The 23,574-nt window shown below is 69.7% G+C and carries 15 protein-coding genes, 2 tRNA genes and 1 pseudogene; 10 read left to right on the plus strand and 8 right to left on the minus strand.

Translation table 11 applies throughout. The features are described 5' to 3' along the window. Positions 1-74, minus strand: a tRNA-Asp gene (locus IPK24_03880). A gap of 25 nt (positions 75-99) precedes the next feature. Next, a tRNA-Glu gene (locus IPK24_03885) sits at positions 100-172 on the minus strand. A 171-nt stretch (positions 173-343) separates the two neighbouring features. On the opposite strand from IPK24_03885, the pseudogene IPK24_03890 reads away from it, so the two are divergent. Continuing rightward, positions 344-1,635 (plus strand): annotated as a pseudogene (locus tag IPK24_03890) (transposase family protein). 38 nt (positions 1,636-1,673) lie between these two features. Here the strand turns inward: IPK24_03890 and IPK24_03895 are convergent. The 5 genes from IPK24_03895 to IPK24_03915 are packed head-to-tail and all read right to left on the minus strand — an operon-like array spanning position 1,674 to position 6,953. Next, entirely contained in the window at positions 1,674-2,909 is a 1,236-nt protein-coding gene (locus IPK24_03895; protein ID MBK8074712.1) for a hypothetical protein, read from the minus strand. Positions 2,910-2,921: 12 nt separating this feature from the next. Then, the gene (locus tag IPK24_03900; GenBank protein MBK8074713.1) at positions 2,922-3,782 is read right to left on the minus strand and encodes a ketose-bisphosphate aldolase; all 861 of its coding nucleotides are present in this window, start codon (positions 3,780-3,782) and stop codon (positions 2,922-2,924) included. A 51-nt stretch (positions 3,783-3,833) separates the two neighbouring features. Then, positions 3,834-4,676, minus strand: a complete 843-nt coding sequence (locus IPK24_03905; protein ID MBK8074714.1) for a carbohydrate ABC transporter permease — start codon at positions 4,674-4,676, stop codon at positions 3,834-3,836. A gap of 1 nt (position 4,677) precedes the next feature. After that, complete coding sequence (locus tag IPK24_03910) at positions 4,678-5,619, minus strand: sugar ABC transporter permease (GenBank protein ID MBK8074715.1); 942 nt, start codon at positions 5,617-5,619, stop codon at positions 4,678-4,680. 14 nt (positions 5,620-5,633) lie between these two features. Beyond that, the gene (locus IPK24_03915; protein ID MBK8074716.1) at positions 5,634-6,953 is read right to left on the minus strand and encodes a sugar ABC transporter substrate-binding protein; all 1,320 of its coding nucleotides are present in this window, start codon (positions 6,951-6,953) and stop codon (positions 5,634-5,636) included. Positions 6,954-7,196: 243 nt separating this feature from the next. Between IPK24_03915 and IPK24_03920 the strand changes: the two genes are divergently transcribed. The 5 genes from IPK24_03920 (at position 7,197) to IPK24_03940 (ending at position 14,089) form a co-directional block, all read left to right on the plus strand. Next, a complete protein-coding gene (locus IPK24_03920) occupies positions 7,197-8,042 on the plus strand; it encodes a DeoR/GlpR transcriptional regulator (GenBank protein ID MBK8074717.1) in 846 nt (281 codons plus the stop codon). A 51-nt stretch (positions 8,043-8,093) separates the two neighbouring features. Next, a complete protein-coding gene (locus tag IPK24_03925; GenBank protein MBK8074718.1) occupies positions 8,094-8,438 on the plus strand; it encodes a metallopeptidase family protein in 345 nt (114 codons plus the stop codon). A 214-nt stretch (positions 8,439-8,652) separates the two neighbouring features. Next, a complete protein-coding gene (locus IPK24_03930) occupies positions 8,653-9,072 on the plus strand; it encodes a pyridoxamine 5'-phosphate oxidase family protein (protein ID MBK8074719.1) in 420 nt (139 codons plus the stop codon). Positions 9,073-9,319: 247 nt separating this feature from the next. Then, positions 9,320-12,085 (plus strand): EAL domain-containing protein, encoded by a 2,766-nt coding sequence (locus IPK24_03935; GenBank protein MBK8074720.1) that lies wholly within the window; start codon positions 9,320-9,322, stop codon positions 12,083-12,085. Positions 12,086-12,235: 150 nt separating this feature from the next. Further along, entirely contained in the window at positions 12,236-14,089 is a 1,854-nt protein-coding gene (locus tag IPK24_03940; GenBank protein MBK8074721.1) for a SpoIIE family protein phosphatase, read from the plus strand. Between the two features lie 20 nt (positions 14,090-14,109). On the opposite strand, the gene IPK24_03945 is transcribed toward IPK24_03940, so the two are convergent. Further along, on the minus strand, positions 14,110-15,549 hold the full coding sequence (locus tag IPK24_03945) for a 26S protease regulatory subunit (GenBank protein MBK8074722.1): 1,440 nt from the start codon (positions 15,547-15,549) through the stop codon (positions 14,110-14,112). 208 nt (positions 15,550-15,757) lie between these two features. Between IPK24_03945 and IPK24_03950 the strand changes: the two genes are divergently transcribed. The 4 genes from IPK24_03950 (at position 15,758) to IPK24_03965 (ending at position 23,465) form a co-directional block, all read left to right on the plus strand. Continuing rightward, positions 15,758-17,191 (plus strand): SDR family NAD(P)-dependent oxidoreductase, encoded by a 1,434-nt coding sequence (locus IPK24_03950; protein MBK8074723.1) that lies wholly within the window; start codon positions 15,758-15,760, stop codon positions 17,189-17,191. A 302-nt stretch (positions 17,192-17,493) separates the two neighbouring features. Then, positions 17,494-19,470 (plus strand): glycosyltransferase family 39 protein, encoded by a 1,977-nt coding sequence (locus tag IPK24_03955; protein MBK8074724.1) that lies wholly within the window; start codon positions 17,494-17,496, stop codon positions 19,468-19,470. Between the two features lie 88 nt (positions 19,471-19,558). Further along, on the plus strand, positions 19,559-20,587 hold the full coding sequence (locus IPK24_03960; GenBank protein ID MBK8074725.1) for an FKBP-type peptidyl-prolyl cis-trans isomerase: 1,029 nt from the start codon (positions 19,559-19,561) through the stop codon (positions 20,585-20,587). 28 nt (positions 20,588-20,615) lie between these two features. Next, the gene (locus IPK24_03965) at positions 20,616-23,465 is read left to right on the plus strand and encodes an FAD-binding protein (GenBank protein MBK8074726.1); all 2,850 of its coding nucleotides are present in this window, start codon (positions 20,616-20,618) and stop codon (positions 23,463-23,465) included. Positions 23,466-23,574: the final 109 nt, after the last annotated feature.

A 23,574-nucleotide genomic window follows, 5' to 3' on the forward strand; every position in this document is an offset into this window, starting at 1 on the left:
CGACCCCGACGGGACTCGAACCCGCGACCTCCGCCGTGACAGGGCGGCGCGCTAACCAACTGCGCTACGGGGCCTTGGTGGTACCAAGACCTTCTTGCGTGCCCCCAACGGGATTCGAACCCGTGCTACCGCCTTGAAAGGGCGGCGTCCTAGGCCTCTAGACGATGAGGGCGTCAGCGACGACCCCAGACGTCCAGGACCCGTCGAGGACGTCCACAGCATAGGGGTACGCGGCCACCATCTCCAAAGCGCGAGTTGACTCACGTCGAATGCCCGCGTGGGTGGGGTCGTTGACTCATCGGTGGATGCCCGCGTGGGTCAGGCTCGCTCGATGGGGTTGACCATGGTGCAGCGCAGGGCGGTGTTGGCCTCGCAGGTGGCGGCGTGGGCGAAGGCCACCAAGGTCGAGAAGTCGGCCATCCTGATCATCTGGTGGCGGTCAACGGGTGGCATCGTGACCACGCCCGCAAGATGATCCGGGCGGCCGTGGCCGATGGTGGCAGCGACCGGGCGGTCGGTCAGCGGCGGGCGGCCCGGGCACCGGTCTACACCTACGACGAGGCGGCGATCACGGCGTTGGCGACGTGTTGGGCGGTGCTGGGCGGCCCGACCGGTAAACGGCTGCAACCGGCGTTGGCGGCCCTGGTCCCGGCCCTGCTGGCCCACGGTGAACTGCCCCAGGACCCGGCCGTGATCGATGCCCTGTTGGCGATGTCGGCGGCCACCATCGACCGGCGCCTGAAGACCCACCGGGTCGGCCTGGTCGCCGCCAAGGGCCGGTCCCTGACCCGACCGGGCAGCCTGTTGAAGTCCTCGATCCCGTTGAAGACCTGGCACGAATGGGACGACACGGCACCGGGGTTCATCGAGATCGACCTGGTCGGCCACGAAGGCGGCGACGCCAACGGCGCCTTCCACTACACCCTGGACGCCACCGACGTCGCCACGGGCTGGACCGAGGCGATCAGCATCGCCTCCAAAGGCGAACGGACCGTCTCAGCGGCCCTGACCCGCCTGCAGGTCCGGTTCCCGTTCGCCCTGCTGGGCATCCACTCCGACAACGGCAGCGAGTTCATCAACCACCACCTGCTGAAATGGGCCACCGACCGGCAGATCACCTTCACCCGAGGCCGGCCCTCCCACTCCAACGACCAGGCCCACATCGAGCAGAAGAACTGGACCACCGTCCGTCACGCCGTCGGCTACCACCGCTACGACACGGCCCGAGAACTGTCCCTGCTCAACGAACTCTGGCCCCTGCAAGCCCAACTGACCAACCTGTTCCTGCCCCAACAGAAACTGCTCACCAAGACCCGCGACGGCGCCAAGGTGACCAAGACCTACGACAAGGCCGCCACCCCCGCCACCCGCCTGGCCCGCGACCACCCCCACGTCCTGACCCCCACCGACGCCCACGCCCTGCGCCACCAACTCGACGTCCTCAACCCGGCCGGCCTGGCCCGCCGCATCGCCGCCGTCCAGGCCAGCCTGCTCGAGCTGGCCCGCCGCCGCGGCAGCATCCAACGCCGCGCCAAGACCAACGCCGTCTACCTGTCCAAAACCAAGATCAAACCACCCCAGGCCCCGCGGGCATCCACCGATGAGTCAACGACTCACCCCAAGCGGGCATCTTGACGTGAGTCACCAGGAAGCGATACCTGGCCCCACCCCGATCACCCGCCCGCCGTGCGCGGCGGGGCACCCGCAGCCGACCCGGCCAGGGCAGCGATGAACCCGCCCACGAAGGTGTCCCCGAGTCCCACCGTGGTGGGTGTCGGGCACTCCACCCGGAACGCGGCCTCGCAGCACACCAGCTCTCCGAGTCGGCGCTCCACCTGCTCGGCGAACCGCTCACCCCCGGAGTGGCGGGGGCCGTCGTCCACCCGGCGATGATCCGAACGGGTGAACGTGTCGCCGTGCCCGAACCGAGCCCCGGCCAGGGCATTGCCGCCGCGCAGCGCCGTCCGGTACTCGCGCGACCGGGGCCCGTACGCGAGCGACCAGGCGCTCGTGTGCACCACCAGCACCCGGGCCGGGACGACGCGCTGCAGCGCTCGCAGTGCCCCCGCCACGGCCTCGGCGTCCAGCAGGTCCACCGGCGCCCCGACGTAGGCCTGCAACTCGTCCTCGTTCATCCCCCAGACGTCCACGCGCTCGACCAGCCGTTCGCAGATCGGCCCCCGGAACGACGGCACGTGGAACCCGGCATCCTCGTAAATGACCTTCGCCGCGGGCGGCAGCCAGGCCATGGCCCGGCGCAACTCATCCAGCCGCCGTTCCAACAGCGCCGGGTTGCGCATGGCGTTGAACCCGGACACCAGGAACAGGCCGGCGCCGGCGAGCATCCGCCCCAGCTGCCGACTGAGGGCCAGGTCGCGGTTCGGTACGTCGTTGACGTAGATCAACCGATTCGCCGCGGGGGACACCACCTCCTCCTCGCCCAGGCGCACCCGAGCCCCCGCGGGGTATTGCACGATCAGGTGCGGATCGGTCGAGTCCGCTGTGGCGCTGCACACGTAGTCCACCCCGGCCGGCAGCAGCCGACGCACGTGATCGTCGATGCTCACCAGGTGCAGCGTTGCGGCCACCCCGATCCGGCTCATGGCCACCGCTGCCCGCACGTTCGTGCCCCCGAGCGCCACCCGCCGCTCGAACCGCGCCGCGACGTCCCGCACCACGGCGGACGAGGCCACGTACCGCTCGCCGCCGACGCCCTCGCGCAGAAACCCCAGGATGGAGCAGACCAGGTCGCGCTCGCTGTCGACCTCGACGTCCGTGCTGGCCTCGTGCGGTTCGATGCCGTACTCATCGACCAGGGACTGAACGACGTCCGGGTTCCACACGATCTCGTAGTCGAGGCACCCGCCGAGGCCGAGCACGAGGTCGGCCCCGGCGGCTGCGTCGTTGATCAGCGGCCCCACTCAGTACAGCGCCGCGCGCCCGGCGGTGTCGAACAGATCGATCTTCTGCGCCGCGGTCACCTTCATCGCCGCCAGGGCCGGCGGCTGGATGATCAGCGGCTCACGCAGCCCGGTGTCCTTCAGGACCTCCCGCATCGCCTGGTGGTAGGAGACCTTGATGTCGCTCGAGATATTGATCTTGTTGATGCCGCGCACCACCGACTCGGCGATCTCGTCGTCCGGGTTGCTCGACCCGCCGTGCAACACCAGCGGGACGTCGATCGCGGCCTTGATCTCGCGCAGCAGGTCGAGCTTGAGCTCGGGCTTCATCCACTCCGGGTAGATGCCGTGGCAGGTGCCGATGGCGATGGCCAGCGAGTCGACGCCGGTCTCGGCCACGAAGCGCACCGCGTCGTCCGGCTCGGTGTAGACGATGTTGGACTCGGCGTACTGGGTGCCGGTCTCGGTGGTGCCGATGGTGCCCAATTCTCCCTCGACGGTCAGGCCCACGGCGTGCGCGGCCTCCGCGGCCCGGCGGGTGGCGGCGACGTTCTCGTCGAAGGTCAGCATCGACCCGTCGAACATCACCGAGGTGAACCCGCTCTGGATCGCCAGCAGGATCTGCTGCTGGGTGGTGCCGTGGTCGAGGTGGATCGAGACCGGCACGCTCGAGCGGTGCGCCCGCTGGATGATCGCCGGCAACAGGTCGGCGCCGGTGTGCTGCAACTCGTCGGGGTGGATCGCGATGATGAGCGGAGCGGCCTTCTCCTCACTGATCTCGAAGATTCCCTGGCACATCGCCCAGTCGCTGATGTTGAACGCGGGAATGGCGAAATTGTGCTTGTTGGCGACGTCGAGCAGACGGGTGCCGCTCAGCAACATGAGTGTTCTCCCTCGGGGTTGTGATCACTTGTGGACGGGTGGAGGTCGGCCTCAGCTCTTGACCGATCCGGCGGTCATGCCGCCGATGAAGAACCGCTGGAAGAACAGGAAGAGAACCAGCACCGGAATGCACCCGAGGATGCTCATCGCCATCATCTCGTTCCACTCGTACGAGTGCTGGCCCATGAGCAGCTGAATGCCGATCGGCACCGTGCGCATGTCCTGGGTGCGGGTCAGGGTCAGGGCGAACAGGTACTCGTTCCAGGCGATCATGAAGGTGTAGATGCCCACCGAGACCAGCCCCGGGATCGAGATCGGCACCAAGATCCGCCAGAGTGCGGTCATCGAGCCCGCGCCGTCCACCCTCACCGCCTCGTCGAGCTCACGCGGCAGGGTGTTGAAGTACCCGGTCAACATGATGATCGCGTAGGGCAGCGTGAACACCATGTACGTCAGGATCAGTGCGGCGTAGGTGTTGTAGAGCCGCAGCGTCACCATGAGCCCGAAGTAGGGGATCAGCAGCGTGATCGGTGGCACCGCCTGCACGCTCACGATGATCATGTTGAGCGGTCGCTTGCCGACGAAGTCGAAGCGGCTGAACGCATATCCCGCCAGGATCGCCACCACGAGGGTCAGGGCGGTGACCGACAGCGCCACGACGTAGCTGTTGATGAAGAACCGCACCTTCACCGGGTCGCGCACGATCGTGGTGTAGGCGTCGAACGAGAAGTTCTCGGTGATCAGCCGCGGGGGGAGCTCGAAGATCTCGGGGTTGGTCTTGAACGAACTGGCGGCCATCCACACCACCGGGAAGGCGACCACCACGGCGCCGACCAGCAGCGCCAGGATCACCCCGGTCTTCAGCAGGATCCGCCGCATGCCACGAGGTTCCATGTCAGTCCCGCGCCTTCTGGTAGCGGACGTAGAAGAACGCCAGCACCATCGAGAAGCCGAAGATGACGACCGCACTCGCCGAGGCGGTGGCGAAGTCGTACTTGCTGAAGGCCAACTTGTAGGTGAACGTGCTGAGCATCTCGGTCACGTTGATCGGCCCGCCACCGGTCGTCATCCAGATCAGCGCGAACTGTTGGGTCGTGAAGATGACGTCGAGCATGGCGATGCTGACGATGATCGGACGCAGCTGCGGCAAGGTGACGTGGATGAACCGCTGCCACCCGCTCGCGCCGTCCACCACGGCCGCCTCGTACAGGTCGCGCGGAATGCCTTGCAGCCCAGCCAGCAGGCTCATCATGTAGAACGGGTAGCCCGACCAGATGTTGATGAACGTCACCGCGTAGAGCGCCGTGGCTGTGCTCGCCAGCCACTCGACCTTGTCGTCGACCAGGCCGGCGTTCTGCATCAGGTAATTGACCACGCCGTTCGGGTTGAGCAGCAGCCGCCACAGCACCGCGATGATCGCCACGGTGAACAGCCACGGCAGGATGTAGATCACCCGGAAGATCGCCTTGGTCGTGTTGCCGAGCAGCGGTGAGTTGAGCAGCAGGGCAAACCCCATGCCCAGCACCAGATGTGCCACCACGCTGACACCGGTGAAGAACGTGGTGTTCTTCACCGCGACCCAGAACACCGGGTTGGTCAGCACGTCGACGTAGTTGGCCAGACCCGTGAAGTGAGATTCCTTCGTCATGATGACCCGGTCCATCAGCGAGTACCCGATCACCATCACGATCGGCACCAGCATCAGCACGAGCATCAGCAGCACGGTGGGGGACAGGAAGAGATACGGCTCGACCCGGCGGGCCAGCGGCTTGCCCGCCGGGCGCGCCGAACCGCGCCACGGCAACTGCCGTGGCGCGGCCGGCGCGCTGTTGCGCATCAACGGATCAGGCCTCAGAACTCTTTGAGCCAGGCGGCCTGGGCTGCCTCGAGCATCTGATCGACCGTCTGCTTGCCCTCCAGGGTCTTCTGCAACTCGGTGTCGAACGAGCGCATCAGGTCCTCTGCGACGGGCAGGCCGGTGAACTCGTTGGCGGGGTAGCCGGCCTTGTAGATGTCGAAGGCTGCCTTGAACAGTGCGTCGTCGGCGACGAAGTCCGGCACGGACTTGGTGTTGCCGGGGAACGCGTTGGCGATCGAGGACAACTTGGAGTTGTTGGCCTCGTTCATCAGGAAGCTGACCAGCTTGAACGCCTCGGCCTTGTGCTTGGAGTTCTCGGCGATGCCGATGCCCCACGACGCGTACGGGATGCCGCGCTTACCCGTGTAGCCGTCCTTGGCCGGGATGGCCGAGATGCTGAACTTCAGGTTGGCGTTGTTCTTGCGGATCAGCGTGACGTGGGCCAGGGAGTCGATCATCATGCCGACCCGGCCGTTGGTGAACTCCTCGACCTTGTCCTGCTCCTTCATGGTCAGGGCACCGGGGGCGACGGCCTTGGCGTCCCAGAGGCTCTTGACGAACTCGACCGTCCCCTTGACGTCGGCGTTGGTCAGGTCGGGCTTGCCGTCCTTCAACATCGTGCCGCCGGAGGCCCAGTTCCACGCCATCACGTCGTTCTGGATGCCGTTGGGCGCCTCGGGTGACAGCGGCACCACCCAGCCCTTGACGTCGCCACCGAGGGCGGTGACCTTCTTGGCGGCGTCGGCGAACTCGGTGCGGTTGCTCGGCGGCTTGGTGACCCCGGCCTTGGCCAGCACCGCGTCGTTGGTGAACAGCGGGTAGACGAAGTTGACCACCGGGATCATGTAGGCCGCATCGTTGATCTTGATCTGCGCGGCCAGTTGACTCTCGTCGTACCCGGAGTCCTTCATGAGCTTGGACAGATCGGTGATCGAGCCCTGCTTGACGAAGTCACTGACCCAGGCGCCGTCCAGCCCGACGACGTCCGACATGGTGCCGGCGGCCGCGCCGGCGACCACCTGCTCCTTGGTGGAGGCGTACGGCCCGGACAGCAGCTTGACCTTGATGCCCGGGTTGGCGGTCTCGAACTGGTCCATCAGGGCGCGGAACGCGCCGTCCGGCAGCTCCGGCTCCCACCATTGCGTGAACTCGAGGGTGACCGCCTCGCCGCCACTGGCTCCTGCTGCGCCGCTGGAGGCCGTGGCCGACGAGCCGGTCGAGGTTCCGCTCCCACAAGCAGCCACCAGCGTGATCGCCGTGGCCGCGCCGAGAAGTGCGAGGACTCGACGTCCCGCACGAGCGCCGTTGCTCATCCGTCTCCCATCTCAGAAGGGGTGCTGCACTCCGCATGGGGCATGCGTGAATCTGCAGTTTTTTGCAAGCTAGTGCGGGGTTATGAGAAGCGTCAAGGGATGGAACATCACGGTTTGACCCTGGAAGCGATTCCATTTCGTGCGGGGAAGGCCGCTCGAGCGGCAACTGGTCGACCGTGGGGCGCCGCACGCCGGCTCTGCTCGATCTCGCAGAAACATGCATGCCTGTGCTAGGACAGGCAGATGTCCACGCCCGATCCCGCCCTCGACGACGAGAACTCCGCGCGGCGGCTGCCCGCAGGCCGTAAGGCCGAACTGGCCGCCTACGTCGCCGAGGTGGGCCAGGTGACCGTGGCTCGCCTGGCCAAACGGTTCGACGTGTCGGCCGACACCATCCGCCGCGATCTGGACCACCTGGACGGCGAGGGCGTGCTGATCCGTACCCACGGTGGAGCGGTCAGCCTGACGGCCTTTCCGCGCCCGGACAGCGGACTCGACGTCCGGGCCAGGGTGCAGGCGAGTGCGAAGGACCGCATCGGCGCGCTGGCGGCCGGGCTGATCGCCGACGGGTCGTCCGTGGTGATCAACGCCGGGACCACCACGCTGGCCCTGGTCCGCCACCTGCGCGAGCACCGTGATCTGACCATCGCCACCAACAGCCTGGCGATCCCGGCCGAACTGGCGCCCTCGGTGGTGCGCGAGGTCTACGTGCTCGGCGGCGTCGTCCGGCTCTCGGCCCAGGCGACCGTCGGGCCGGTGGCGCTGGCGCGATCCGGCAGCGGTGAGGTCGACATCCGCTGTGACCTGGCCATGATCTGCGTCGGCGCGGTGGCCCACGACAGCGGGTACTCGACCAGCAATCTCGGCGAGGCCGCGATGATGCGCGAGATGATGGCGCGTGCCGGCCAGGTCGCGGTGCTGGCGGATGCCACCAAGTTCGGCCGTCGCCTGTTCGCCCAGGTGGCCGAGTTGGGCCGCGCCGACTGGTTCGTCAGCGACACCACGCCCCCCGACGACCTCGCGGACGCGCTGCGGGCCGCGGGCGTCGAGATCATCACACCTCGCGAGGCGGCCGGCGGGGTCTCCTGAGACCATCCGCAGGGTCGTCAGGGCTGCAGGGAGGTGAGGGTGACGATCGAGATGAGCCGACAGGCCTTCGAGGAGGCCGTCGCCGATGCCCTCGACACCATCCCGCCCGAGCTGACCGCGCTCATGAGCAACGTCGTGATCCTGGTCGAGGACGACGCCCCACCGGACGAACCCGACCTGCTCGGCCTGTACGAGGGCATTCCGCTGACCGAGCGGGACGGCTTCTGGGCAGCCGGTGCCCTGCCCGATCGGATCACGATCTTCCGCCGTCCGACGCTCGAGGTCTGCGACACGATCGAGGAGGTCGTCGAGGAAGTGGCGATCACCGTCGTCCACGAGATCGCCCATCACTTCGGCATCGACGACGACCGGCTGCATCACCTCGGATGGGCTTGAGCCACAGTCGTTTCGCCATCGGCGAGCCTGTCCGTTCCGGAACGTACGAGGTCGCCATTCACAGCAGGATCGGCCCGGCGACCGACCGTTGCCCGACGACGACACGCCGTAGGACCTAGGCCCTGTAGAGGATTCGCGTCGGCGATGGAACGATCCGGACATGACTGCTGACCAGACGCCTGGTGTCGACCCAGTGGCCCGCGAGACCGGAGCCATGGAAATCCTCACCGATGAACAGTGCTGGTCGTTGCTCGGCTCGGTCGAGGTGGGTCGCCTCGCGGTCGCCGCAGCCGGTGACATCGACATCTTCCCGCTGAACTTCGTCGTCGACGACCGGTCGCTGCTGTTCCGCACCGCCGAGGGAACCAAGCTGGTCGAAGTGGTCCTCGCCGGCCGGGTGGCCTTCGAGATCGACGGGTACGACCCCGAGCGCGGCCGGGCGTGGAGCGTCGTCCTCAAGGGCGAGGCGCACATGCTCGAGAAGTGGGACGACATCTACTCGGCTCAGGACACCCCGCTGTTCCCGTGGAACCATTCCCCCAAGGAGCGCTTCGTGCGGATCATCCCGTACGCGGTCACGGGTCGTCGGTTCACCGTCTACGACACCCGTGACGGGTCTGCGCCCCACCTCTGAGCCCTCGCACCCGCTGTCACCTCACCGCCGGACGACGCCCGCGTCGTCCGGCGGTTGGTCGTTCGGGGCCGTACCCAGTGGTGATCGCCACTGACCGATGAGCCTGTTTTGGTCAACGACCAGACACGGTGCGTCATCACGTTGCATCCTTGGTGAGGGCCGTTCGCAGGCCCTGGGACGGCCATAGGGGGGCCGATCCGACTGTCGATGAACTCGATCTCGGTCGGAACGCGAGGAGGGCAACGCCATGGCGGTGATCCGTGCCTCCCTGCCCAGCGGTGCGGCCAATCCCGAGGTGCACCTGCGCGTCGTGCCCGGCACCGGCCGGGAGGACGACCTCAACGGCGTCCAGTTGCTCGGCCCGCGTCCTGACGTCGCCCTGCCGGCCCCCGGGCTGCGCTGGCCGGCCGCGCTGGCAGCGGCCCAGGACCGGGTCCGCACCGCCGGGCAGGCCGACCGGATCCTCGAGGAACTCGTCGGCGCTGCCTCCAGCCTCGTCGACGCCACCGCCTCCGCCGCCCTGCTCGACAAGGGCGTCCTGGTGCGCAAGGCGGCCACCGACGGTGGGACGGCGGTACAGGTCGGCGCCGTGATGTCGGTCGAGGGCACCATCTGCGGCACCGCTGTCGCCGAACGGCGCGTGGTGCGCACCGGCTCTCACCTCGACGTCCGGCCGGGCGGCCTGCCGGCCCTCGGGGACGACGCCCTGACCAGCGCGTGCTGCCCGGGTGCCCGCTCTCATCTGGCGGTGCCGCTGATCGACGGTGGAGTCGTTCTCGGGGTGCTCTCGCTCACCGCCGATCAACGCGGCTGGTTCGACGACGGTGATCAGCACTCGGTCACCCTGCTCGCCGGGGTGGCCGCCCGGGCGCTGGCCGGGCTGTCGCTGCCGCGCACCGGCACCTTGACCGAGGGCACCTTCCGCGAGGCCGAGATCGACCAGCCTCGGGTGCCCGGGACCGGCCGGCTGACCCGCCCCGGTGACCAGCCCCCCGCCTCGCTGCACGGCCTCGGTCTGTGGAGTTGGGACGCCGCCAGCGGTGCCACCACCTACTCCGACTCGGTCGGTGCCATCTTCGGCCTCGGCCCCCACGATGACCTCTCGGTCGATCGCATTCGCGATTCACTGCACCCGGACGACCTGCCGCGTTTCGAGGCGGCGTTGACCCGCCAACTCGCGGGGGCGCCCAGCGTGGCCGGGACGTTTCGGTTCAACGCCCCGGACGGCGAACGCCAGGTTCACGCCTGGGGCGAGATCCGACGGGGTCCGGGCGGTGTGGTCGCCGGTGCCTGGGGCGCCGCCGTCGACGTCACCGATCGCGAACGCCAGGCCGCCACCTTGCGCAGCACCTTGGCCGGCCTGCGCGCCGCGCAGGAGCTCACCGGCCTGGGCGTGTGGGAATGGCACCCCCGCGAAGGGCGCCTGGAGTGGTCGCCGGAGATGTTCCGCATCGCCGGGCTCGAGCCCGGCGAGGCCTGCCCCTCGCTCGAGCTGTGGCACCGCCTGGTGCACCCCGACGACCTGGCCCGGGCGATGCGTCTGGACGCCATGGCCGACGAGGGCGGCAGCACCGTCGAGACCTTCCGGGTGTTCGGCATGGACGGCGAACAGCGTCACGTGCAGGCCTGGTCGACCGTGATCCCGGCGGACGGCGCCTCCGCCCGGGTGGTGGCCGGGGCGGTGGTCGACGTCAGCCGACAGGTCGAGGACCGGGTCGAGCTGGAGCGGCGATCCTCGACCGATCCGGTGACCAAGCTGGCCAATCGGCTCGGGTTCGAACGACGGATGAAGAACCTGTTGGACGACGACCGGCGCAATGTCGGTTTGCTGCTGCTGGACCTGGACCGCTTCAAGATGGTCAACGACTCCCTCGGACATCAGGTGGGCGACCGGTTGCTGGTCGAGGTGGCCCGACGGCTCGAGCGGGTGGCACCGGCGGGCAGTCTCACGGCGCGGATGGGTGGGGACGAGTTCGTCGTCGTCCCACCGCCGGGTGTGGGCTGGCGAGACCTGCGCACCATCGCCCAGGACGTGGTCGAGGTGCTGCGGGTCCCCTTCTCGCTCAACGAGAACGGCACCGGGGAGGTGCTGTTCTGCCCGGCCAGCGTCGGCGTCACGTGCACCTCGGGACGTCGGGTGAACATGGACGACCTGCTCAGCGAGGCCGACCTGGCGCTCTACCGCGCCAAGGACGACGGCCGCGACCGGTACGTGGTCTTCGACGATGCGCTGCGCGAGCGCGCTCGGGGCCGGCACCGCGCCGAGCAGATGCTGCGGGCCGCGCTGGAGGAGGACCGGCTGGTGTTGCAGTACCAGCCGATCGTCGACTTCACCCACGGCCGGGTCGTCGGCGCGGAGGCCCTGGTGCGGATGCGCGCCGAGGACGGCGAGACCCTGCTGCCGCCGGAGACCTTCGTCGACGTCGCCGAGGACATCGGCCTGGTCGTCGAGCTCGACTGCTGGGTGCTCGAGACGGCGCTGTCGCAACTGGCCCGATGGCTGCAGCACGCGCCGTCCTCGCAGGTGCCGTGGTTGGCCGTCAACGTCTCGCCGCGCTCGATGGAGCACCCGCGCATCGTGCGCGCGGTGCTGGACGGCCTGCACCGGCGCGGGCTGCCGCCGCACCTGCTCAAGGTGGAGTTGACCGAGAACAGCTTCCTGTCCTCACTGCCCGGTGGTGAGAAGGCGCTGCAGAAGCTGATCGCCAACCAGATCCCGGTCGGGATCGACGACTTCGGCACCGGGTACTCGGCGCTGGCCTACCTGACCCGGTTCGAGCTCGACTTCATGAAGATCGACCGCTCGTTCGTGGCGTCGGTGGGGCAGGACGCCCGCGCGGATGCCGTGGTCACCGCCATCGTGGCGTTGGCCCACGCCCATCGGATGAAGGTCACCGCCGAGGGCGTCGAGACCCCGCGTCAGGCCCGGCGGCTGCGCGAGATCGGCTGTGACTTCGCCCAGGGCTTCCACTTCGGACGGCCGGGCGACGCCAGTCGCATCCTGCGCGGCTGACCCGCGCCAGGCCTCTGCTTCCAGGTGTCGACGAGCGGCCCACGCCGGGCCGGGCCATCTGGGGCCACCTGCCCGTCAACGGCCGGTTCCGCTCGGCTACCGTGAATCGATTCAGAGACATGAAGTCCTCACCGGCTGGGCGGGAGGTGCATGACCAGGAACGTCTTCATTGCGGCCGGCCTACTCATCGGTGGCGCGGCCTACCTCGCCATGGCTGCTTACGTGTGGCGTCAGCGGCGGGCGCCGGCGGCGTACGCCCTCTTCGTGGCGCTGGTGGCCAGCTTTGTCTTCTCAGCCGGCTACGCCATCGAGACCACCACGAGGCAAACCGGTCCGGCAACCTTCTGGTCGACCGTGAAGTATGTCGGGATCGGGACTCTGATCCCCGCGCTGCTGGCCTTCGCCGTGGAGTACACCGGTCAAGGTCGCCACCTGACGACGCGCGCGCTGGCTCTGCTCGCGTTGGAGCCGCTGGTTGTGGTGGTGATTCTCAGTGTGCCCCAGCTGCACTCCCTGATGCTCGTCTACAACCCGAAGACCATGAAGGTCAACACCGATTGGCCTTTGGCGGAGCCCGGGCCGTTGTTCTACGCCCACTCGGCCTACAGCTACGTCGTGCTGGTCAGTGCCTTGTCCCTGCTGGTCTGGCGGTTGGCCCGGCTGGCTCGGCCGTACCGCCGTCCGGCGGGCATCGTGATCGTCGCCGCCCTCACCCCGCTGGCCGGCAATGCGCTCTATCTCAAGGGCGTGGTGTACACCGATCCGACGCCGTTCCTGTTCGTGCTGCTCATGGTGGTGCTGGTCTGGGGCTTCTTCCGGGTGGGGCTGCTCGACCTGGTGCCGATCGCCCGCAGCGCCGTGATGGAGCAGATGTCCGACGCGGTGATGGTGCTGGACGCCTACAACCGGGTGATCGACTCCAATCCCGCCGCCACCGGCCTGCTCGGCCTTCCGCGTTCCCAGATCGTCGGACGCTACGTGACGGCGTTGCTGCCCCCGCTGGCCGGCCCGGTCGAGGCGCATCGCCCCGGCATCTCGCGCCAGGAGGAGATCTCGACCACCGCCGACCACCTCGGCCGACCCGGCCACACCGCGATCCACCTCGCCGTCCAGCTCAGCTCGCTGACCGACCGCACCGGGCAGGAGGCCGGCCGGCTCATGGTCTTGCGTGACGTCACCCAGCGCACCGAGACCGAGCGCCGGTTGCGCGAACTGCTGGACGCCGAGACCCACCTGGCGACGGTGCTGCAGACCAGCCTGCGGCCGGCGTCCCTGCCGGCCGTGCCGAGGGTCCACCTGGCGGCGCGATCGTTGCCGGCCGGGCAGGGAACCCAGGTCAGCGGCGACTTCTACGACGTTCACCAGGCACTGGGTGGGGATTGGGCCTTCGTGCTCGGTGACGTCGCGGGCAAGGGCGTTCACGCCGCCGTGGTCACCTCCATGGCGCGGTACACCGCCCGAACCCTGAGCGCGCAGGGCTGGGGTCCGAAACAAGTGATCGAGCAGCTCAACCAGGCCCTGCTGGTGGAGGCCGAGCCGGAGCGGTTCTGCACCGTCGTCTACGGCAGGATCGGCGAACTCGACGATGGGGACCCGATCGCGCCGTCGCGGCTCGGGGTACGGCTCACCGTGGCTCTGGGGGGTCATCCGGCGCCCCTGGTGCGCCGCACCGACGGGCGGATCGAGGCGATCGGGCGCAGCGGCACCGCGCTGGGCATCCTGCCTTTGGTCGACATCGAAGAGGTGAGCGTCGATCTGGCACCCGGTGAGGTCATGGTCGCCTACACCGACGGGGTCACCGAGGCGCGGCGCGGCGGGGTCGAGTTCGGCGAGGAGCGGCTGGCCTGGACCCTGGCCTCGGCGGCCTCCGGCTTGCGCGGGCACACCGGCCAGGCGGCGGCGGCTCTGCTGGCCGATGCGGTCGCCGATCAGGTGGTCGACGCCGTCACCGACTTCAGCGAGAACCGCGACGACATCGCCGTCCTGGTGCTGGCCGTGGCCTGAGCGCTCGCCGAGGCACGCTCTCAGCCGTTGAACATCGACCAACCACCGTGGGAGCCGGGCGGTTCCAGCTCCGGGGAGGTCGGCGCACTGCCCAACAGCACCCGGGTCAGCCGCTCGTCGTCGGCGAGCATCTCGTCCAGAGCGGCGGCCAACTGAGCGTCGTCCACGTCTCGGTCGGCATCGGCCGCCAGCAGCACGGCGCGCCGGGTCAGCTCCTTGAAGAAGCTGGCCGTCACACCCTCACTGCGCGCCGCGGCGGCGTCCAGGGCGTCGGGTGTCACCGGCAGTCCCCGGGCGTACAGATCCAGCAACCGGCGCCGGGAGGCGTGGTCGGGCAACGGCACCTCGGCGGCGAGGTCGACGCGTCCGGGGCGCTGGCTCAGCGCCGACTCCAAGAGATCGGCGCGGTTGGTGGTCAACACGAAGGCGACGTCCGCATCGCTGCTCAGCCCGTCCATGGCATCCAGCAGCGTGAACAACAACGGCTGCGGTCCCAGGTGCATCTCGCGGTGCTCGGCGATCAGGTCGACGTCCTCCATCACGACGATCGCCGGCTGCAACGCCTGGGCCAGTTGGGTGGCCTCGGCGACCAGGCCGAGTGCGTTGCCGGCCAGCACCACCGAGGTGACCTCGGGCAGCCGGCTGAGCAGGTAGCGCACGGTGTGGGTCTTGCCGGTTCCGGGTGGGCCGTAGAGCAGGAGCCCGCGCTTGAGGTGCTGACCCGCGGCGCGCAGCCGCTCGCGGTGACGAGCCGTCCCGGCGACGTGTCGCTCCAGCCGGACCAGCGCGCCGTCCGGCAGCACGACATCGGCCGCGGCGACGTCGGGGCGGGGCAGGAAGGCGATGCCGCCGGCGCTCGGACCGTACATGGCGTCGGTCAAGCCGAAGCCGAGCACCTTGCCGCGGTAGACGCTGCGCTCGACCATCAACGCCCGGACGTCGGCCAGCAGGGCCTCGCTGACCGGCTCGGCCGCGACCACCTCGAGCGAGGTGGTGCCACCGAACTGCGGCTGGATGCGCCGCTGGTAGGCCGCCACCGGGACGCCGTCGTAGCGGAACAGGTGGATCCCCATCCCCACGGCCTCGCGAGAGGTGTCGGGCCCGGTCTCGAGCCGGGTGCGATCGACCGCCCCGACGGGGGTGCTCCACTGCCCGCGTTCGGCGAGCAGATCGCCCATGGTCTGGTGATGGCGCTGGTCGCCGCCGCCGACACCGATCACCTCGCCGCCGCCGTGCTGCTCGACCAGGGCGGCCATTGCGATGTCGAGATTGACGAACTGGTGCGGGGGAATGTCGAGGCGTACCACCGGCAGTTCGGCGGGAGGCCGCCCGAGGTGGCTCTGCAAGGTGGTGGTGAGCTTCGGCCCGGCCTCGCCCTGACCCTGCGCCCGGACCGCCTCCAGGGCTTCGTCCATGAACTGCTGGATCGTGGTCATCACCGACCAGGTGCGCTCGTCCATCTCTCGACCGTACCGCCGCCGTGATCTTCGGGCATCGGGTTACCGTGGCCGGGTGCCCCAGGCTTCCCGGTCGACCGACGCCCCGCGTCGGCAGCGCCCCCACCCGCCCCGCCCCGAGCTGCCGCTGGACGGCGTGCGGCCAGCTCCGCTGGACGAGGCCGGGCCGCCCGATGCGGCGACCGGCGTCGCGCGGGTGAACGCCGACGACATGGCGCGCGCGCTCGCGGTGCTGGCCGCGGTGCACGAGTTACCGCCCGATCACGCCGACGCCGTGGCGATCCGCCGGGCGACGGCCTCGATCTACAAGCAGTACAAGCAGGACCGGCGGACGGCGCGCCGTGAGGCGGTCTCGTCCGCCGACCGGGCGGTGCTCCAGGCGACGGCCACGGGGAGCCCGCAACGGATCGACGACGAGACCGCGGGCATCCCGCTGGTCTCCAGCGCACCGGGCGCCACCGCGGGGGAGTACGTCAAGGCCCGACCCTGCTACATCTGCAAGCAGCACTACACCGTCGTCGACGCCTTCTACCACCAGCTCTGCCCCGAGTGCGCCGCGATGAGTCACGAGAAGCGCACGGCGAGAACGGATCTGACCGGCCGACGAGCGCTGCTGACCGGAGGTCGGGCCAAGATCGGCATGTATATCGCGCTGAGGTTGCTGCGGGACGGCGCGCACACCACGATCACCACCCGGTTCCCCCATGACGCCGCGCGGCGCTTCGCTGCGTGCGAGGACGCCGCGGACTGGATGCATCGGCTGCGCATCGTCGGCATCGACCTGCGTGACCCCTCGCAGGTGGTCTCGTTGGCCGAGACCGTCTCGGCGGCAGGGCCGTTGGACATCATCATCAACAATGCGGCCCAGACGGTGCGGCGCTCGCCGGGCTCGTACTCGGCGTTGGTGGCGGGTGAGGCCCAGCCGCTGGAGCCGGAGCTGCTGGCCCGGGGCACCGAGGTGCTCACCTTCGACCGGATCAGTGAGGCGCATCCCGCTGCCCTGGCCGGTTCGCTCGCCGCCCATCAGCAACCCCATGTGCCCCAGGGTGTCTCGGCCGATGACTGGTCTCGGATGGCGATGGTGGCGGGGTCGGCCTCGCTGGCTCGCCACGAGAGCGGAACGGCGGTGGACGCCGGGGGGTTGCTGCCCGATGTCACCGACGTCAACAGCTGGACCCAGGTGGTCGGTCAGGTGGACGCGCTCGAACTGCTCGAGGTGCAGCTGTGCAACCAGACCGCGCCGTTCATCCTCGTCAGCATGCTGCGCCCGGCGCTCGCGGCGTCCTCGGCCGCGCGCCGGTACATCGTCAACGTCTCGGCCATGGAGGGGGTGTTCGGTCGCGGGTACAAGGGGCCGGGGCATCCGCACACCAACATGGCCAAGGCGGCACTCAACATGATGGTGCGTACCAGTGCCGCCGAGTTGTTCGAGGCCGATCGCATCCTGATGACCGCGGTGGACACCGGGTGGATCACCGATGAACGGCCGCATCACACGAAGATCCGGCTGGCGCAGGAGGGCTTTCACGCCCCCCTCGACCTGGTGGACGGCGCGGCTCGGGTGTACGACCCGATCGTGCAGGGGGAGGCCGGTGTGGATCTGTACGGGGTCTTCCTCAAGGACTATCGCCCCCATCGGTGGTGAGGCCGGCCGAGCGTTCGGCCGTGACGGCCACCGGCGTAACGGCCGGGTGGACTTTTCCGCCGAACGTCCGAGGGGGACTCTCTTCGATCCGTTAAACACTCCCAGTAATGTCTCAATTACAGAAAGTTGATAGGCCCTCCGACCAGGGGGCGTGGCGCCCGGGTAGGGCGCCCCTGAGACCACGGTCGGCGGCGGCGGCCCCCGACGCCCGCCGCCGACCGTGCCCGTTGGCGCGACCGCCTCCCAGCCGGCACTCAGGTTCCATCCATGGGATGCCCAGGTCGATGATCGAGGATCACGCCATGTCTCTGGTCGACCAGGCGGCTGCAGTCGACGAGCCCGCAGCCCCCCTGCCGCCGTCCTCACCTGGTCGAACCCGCTGGGAGCGCCCCGCCCTGGCCGGGCTGCTGCTCGGCGCATCGGTGTTGCACCTGTGGGGGCTCAGTGCCTCCGGTTGGGCCAACTCCTTCTACGCCGCCGCCGTTCAGGCCGGGTCGGTGAGCTGGCGATCGTTCTTCTTCGTGGCCGCGGATGCCGGCAATTCGATCTCGATCGACAAGACGCCGCTGTCGCTGTGGGTGATGGCGCTGTCGGCGCGGCTGTTCGGCATGAACTCCTGGAGCATGCTCGCGCCGCAGGCCGTGATGGGGGTGGCCTCGACCGCGCTGGTGTACGCGACGGTGCGCCGCTGGTTCACTCCGGCGGCGGCCCTGCTCGCCGGTGCCGTGATGGCGCTGACACCGGTCGCCGTGGTGATGTTCCGGTTCAACAACCCCGATGCGCTGCTCACCCTGCTGTTGATCGGTTCGGTGTATGCCATCGTCCGAGCCCTCGAGCAGGCGAGCACGCGCTGGGTGTTACTGGGCGGCGTCCTGGTGGGGTTGGCCTTCCTGACCAAGATGCTGCAGGCGTTCCTCGTGCTCCCGGCGCTGGTGCTGGTCTATCTGGTCTGTGCACCGACCTCGATGCGGCGCCGGCTGGTGCAGCTGCTCGGAGCCTTCGCCGCGATGGTGGTCGCTGGTGGGTGGTGGGTGGCGGCGATCGAGCTGATCCCGGCGAGCGCCCGGCCCTATGTCGGTGGCTCGGAGCACAACAGCCTGCTGGAGCTGGTGTTCGGCTTCAACGGGCTGGGCCGGCTCAACGGTGACGAGGCCGGCGGACCGGGGGGTATGCCGGGCGGAGGTGGCGGCCCCGGTGGCGGCATGTGGGGCGCCACGGGAGCGCTGCGGATGTTCCAGTCGGGCAGCGGAGGTCAGGTGTCGTGGCTGCTGCCCGCGGCCCTGGTGCTGCTGGTGGCAGGACTGTGGCTACGAGGACGGTCGCCGCGCACCGACCGGCTGCGGGCGGCCTATCTGCTGTGGGGCGGCTACCTCCTGGTGCACCTGGTGGTGTTCAGCTTCATGGCCGGGATCTATCACGACTACTACACGATCACCCTTGCGCCGGGCATCGCCGCTCTGGTGGGGATGGGCGTCACCGATCTGTGGCGGATCGTCGACCCCACCCGCCGCGGGGAGCTGGCTGCCGTCCTGCTGGCCGTGATCCTCGCGGGGACGGTGACCTGGGCCTGGGTGCTCTGGGGGCGCAGCCCCCAGTTCTACCCGGTGGCGCGCGCCGCGGTGATCTTCTTCGGCCTGCTGCTGGCGGTGGCGGTGGCGGCGATGGCCTGGCTGCGCACGCGGTTCGGCAGGCGGGTGGCGGCCGTGGTGGTGGGGGCGTCGGTTCTGGCCGCGCTGGCCGGGCCGGCCGCCTACTCGCTGCAGACCGTGTCGACCGGGCACCGCGGATCGATCCCGACGGCCGGGCCGCCGGTGGCCGGTGCCTCCGGCCCGTTCGCGCGGGGTGGTCCCGGCGGAGCTGCTCGACCCGGCCCGCCCGGTGGCGATGGTCTGCAGACCGAGACGGTGGACGCCGCGCTGGTCGCCGCCCTGCGCCAGGACGCCTCGTCGTTCACCTGGGTGGCCGCCGCCGTCGGGTCGCAGGCAGCTGCCGGGCCACAGTTGGCCACCGGTCTACCGGTGATGTCGATCGGTGGATTCGGCGGCAATGACCCGTCACCGACCCTGGCGGCCTTTCAGGAGCAGGTCGCGCAGAAGCGGATCCACTACTTCATCAGTGGTGGAGGTGGTCCGGGTGGAGGCGGTCCGGGTGGAGGTGGCGGTAGATCCGGTCCAGGCGGCAGCGCGTCGTCCCAGATCTCGGCCTGGGTGCAGGCCACCTTCCCCGCGGCCAGGATCGGCTCCGTCACGGTCCACGACCTCACCCGGGCCGCCTCGTGACCGGCGTGAACCATGGGCCGGATCCTGTCGCGTCGGCCACGCCCGGTAGCGTTGGCCTGCATCCCGTCTTCGACCGTTCGAGGTTCTCGTGAGTTCTGGCCGCCGTCGCCGCATCGATCATTCCGCCGCCCGGTTGCTGGGCTGCCTCGTCGTGGGTGCCGCCGCGCTCAGTGCCTGCGGTGGTGGTTCCGACACGAAGACGGCGTCTTCGTCGTCGGCCGCCTCGGCTTCGGCGAGCGCCTCGGCATCTGAGTCCGTCGACTCGTCGGCCGCGCCCACGGTGCCCGCGGTCACCGGCCCGGTGCGCGAGACCAAGGTCGGCGTGAAGGTCACCGGCGACTTCGGGCAGAAGCCGGCGCTCACGGTTCCCGCATCGGCCGCTCCGACCACCCTGCGCGTCGAGCAGCTGGTCACCGGTTCCGGCGCCACGGTGGCCACGGGGCAGACCCTGGTGGCCAACTACCTGGGCCAGACCTGGAAGCCCAAGGACGGCAAGGTCAACATCTTCGACAACTCCTATGACCGCAAGGCCCCGGCCTCGTTCCAGATCGGCACTGGGAGCGTCATCAAGGGCTGGGACACCGGTCTGGTCGGCCAGAAGATCGGCTCTCGGGTGCTGTTGTCGATCCCCGCGGCCGAGGCCTATGGAGCGAGCCCGGCAGCCGACAACCCGTTGGCCGGCGAGCCGTTGCTGTTCGTGGTCGACATCGTGGGCGCCGTCGACGCCAAGGCCGGTGCCTCCGGCACCGCGGTGAAGCCGCCTGCCGGCTACCCGAGCGTCACCTCGGTCGCCGGCAAGGAACCCCAGATCACCTCGGTGAAGGGTGTCACGGCCTCCTCGACCAGTCGGTCCACGTTGCTCATCAAGGGAACCGGGCCGACGATCGACCCGAAGAAGTCGCTGGCGCTGCAGTTCATCCAGACCGACACGGCCACCGGCAAGCAGACCCAGACCACCTGGGGCAAGGGCGTCGAGGTGGTACCCGCCGAGCAGGTCTTCACGGTCGCCGAGGCCCTGAAGGGAGCGCGGGTCGGCAGCCGGGCGGTCGTCGTCACGGCGGCGGCCGCGGGGTCGGAAAGCCTCGTCGTGGTCGTCGACGTGGTGGCTCAGTTCTGACGCCCGGCAGCCCGGGGTGTCGGCGGTGATGGCATCTGAGGTCGGTGAGGTCACCGACCTCGTCGGTGCGCTGCGTCGCGCGGGACTGAGCGAGGTCTCGGCAGAGCTCGGTGACCGGGCTCGGTACTCCTCCGATGCCTCGCTGTATCGCGTCGTGCCGCAGGCGGTCGCCTGCCCTCGACACCCGGATGAGCTCGTCGCGGCGGTCGAGGTGTGCCGCACCCTCGGGGTTCCTCTCACGCTGCGTGGCGCCGGGACCTCCATCGCCGGCAACGCCGTCGGGCCGGGGTTGGTGATCGACACCAGCCGTCGCCTGAACCGGGTGCTGGACCTGGACCCGCTCGCCCGGACCGCGCGGGTGCAACCGGGGTGCGTGCTGTCGACGTTGCAGGCCGCCGCCGCACCCCACGGACTGCGCTTCGGGCCGGACCCCTCGACCCACAACCGGGCCACCCTGGGCGGAATGATCGGCAACAACGCCTGCGGATCGCGCGCGTTGGGCTACGGCCGCACGGCCGACAACGTGGTGGCCCTCGAGGTGGTGACCGGGTCCGGTGCGCTGGTGCGTGCCGAGCTGCTGCCACCGGCCGAGGCCATGGCCGAGATCATGACCGAGACCGAGACCCCGGCCCGGGCCGACGGGCTGCTCCCGAGCCTGTCCGCGCTGGTGCGGGCGAACCTGGCGACCATCCGGACCGAATTCGGCCGGTTCGGCCGGCAGGTCTCCGGCTACTCGATGGAACACCTTCTGCCGGAACGAGATCCATCACTGGCCCGATTCCTGGCGGGCACCGAGGGCACGTTGGCCGTGGTCCGCGAGGCCACGGTGCGGCTGGTGGAGGCACCGGCACACACCGTGCTGGTGGTGCTCGGTTACCCCGACATGGCGGCTGCTGCGGACGCCGTCCCGGCTCTGCTCGGCTTCGACCCGGTGGCGATCGAGGGCTTGGACGCCCGCATCGTGGACGTCGTCCGGGCGCAGCGGGCGGCCCACGGCGGCGGGGCGATCCCCGACCTGCCGCCCGGAACCGGGTGGCTCATGGTCGAACTCGGCGGCGCCGACCCGGGAGAGCTCGCGGCGCGCGCGCTCGGGGTGACGGCGGCGGCTGGTGCCCTGGGGTCCAGGGTGGTCGAGCACCCCGGCGAGGCGGCGGCGCTGTGGCGGATCCGGGAGGACGGCGCCGGGCTGTCCGCACGCAGTCCCCGAGACCGTCCGGCACACGCCGGCTGGGAGGACTCGGCGGTGCCGCCGGCCCAGCTGGGTGCCTATCTGCGCGCCTTCGACACCTTGCTGACCACCCACGATCTGACCGGGATCCCCTACGGCCACTTCGGGGACGGCTGCCTTCACATCCGCCTCGACCTGCCGCTCGACGGGCGGGACGGCCCCGGCGCGCTGCGCGCCTTCCTCACCGATGCGGCCGATCTGGTCGCCGCCCACGGCGGGTCGATGTCCGGCGAACACGGCGACGGCCGGGCGCGCAGTGAGCTGCTGCCCCGGATGTACTCGCCGGCGGCGCTGTCGTTGTTTGCCGACGTCAAGGACATCTTCGACCCGGACGGCGTGCTGAACCCGGGGGTCGTCGTCCGCCCCGCCGCCGTGGACGCCGACCTGCGACTCGCCCAGCGCCGGGCACCGCATCCACTCACCGACGAGGTGCACCGGTGCACCGGCGTCGGCAAGTGCCGGGCCGACACCACGGCGGCCGGCGGCGTGATGTGTCCCTCGTACCAGGCCACCCGGGACGAGAAGGACTCGACCCGGGGCCGAGCCCGGGTCTTGCAGGAGATGGTCAACGGCACGCTGATCACCGGTGGGTGGCGGGCGCCCGAGGTGCACGAGGCCCTCGATCTGTGCCTGTCGTGCAAGGGGTGTGCCTCGGACTGCCCGACCGGCGTCGACATGGCCGCCTACAAGTCCCTCGTGCTGCACCAGGCCTACCGGGGCCGGCTGCGCCCGATGGACCACTACGCCCTGGGTTGGCTGCCGCTGTGGGCGCGGCTGGCCACCGCTTCGCCGCGCGGTGCCACGGTCGTGAATCGCTTGCTGGGCAACGGATCCGTGGCTTCGGTGGTGAAGCGGCTGGGCCGAATCGATGCCCGGCGACCCCTGCCGGCGTTCGCGCCCCGGACCTTCCGCCGCTGGTTTGCCGATCACTCACCGGCTCAGAGTGGCGGTGGCCGCGGCGTCTTGCTGTGGGTGGACACCTTCACCAACCACTTCAGCCCGCAGGTCGGCATCGCTGCCGTGCGAGTGCTGGAGGCCGCCGGGTTCACCGTGCAGCTGACCGAACGCGACGAGTGCTGCGGCTTGACCTGGATCTCGACCGGGCAGCGATCGGTGGCTCGACGACTGCTCACTCGCAGCGTCCAGGCCCTCGAAGGTGTTGCAGCGCAAGAGATTCCCATCGTCGGCCTGGAACCATCGTGCACCGCGGTGTTCCGGGATGACGCGGCCGAGCTGGTCGGGCGGACGGTTCGGGTGCAGACGCTGGCCGAGCTGTTGAGCGAGGTGGATGCCTCTTTGCTGCCGCGGCTCGACGGCATCTCAGCGGTGGCCCAGCCGCACTGTCATCAGCATGCGGTGATGGGGTTCGAGGCGGACGCCACGTTGTTGAGCCGGGCGGGCGCCGATGTCACCGCAGTGGGTGGCTGTTGTGGCCTGGCGGGCAATTTCGGTGTGGTGCAGGGGCATTACGACGTCTCGGTAGCGGTTGCCGAGACCTCGTTGTTGCCCGCGCTGGACGCCCAGGCCGAGGTCGACCCCGGCGGGATCGCCCTGGCGGACGGGTTCTCGTGCCGCACCCAGATCGAGGCCCTCACCGGACGGCGCGCCGTTCACCTGGCCGAGGTTATCGCCGACCGCCTACCCGGCTGACCCGGCCGAGTGATCCGGTCGGGGGCGGATCTGGCGGACGCGCCCCTACTCGCCCCAGGCCGCGTCTGCGGTGAGGACGTAACTGTCGAGCAGGGCCGCCACCACGTCG

The organism is Kineosporiaceae bacterium, from assembly GCA_016713225.1.
GTDB lineage: Bacteria > Actinomycetota > Actinomycetes > Actinomycetales > Kineosporiaceae > JADJPO01.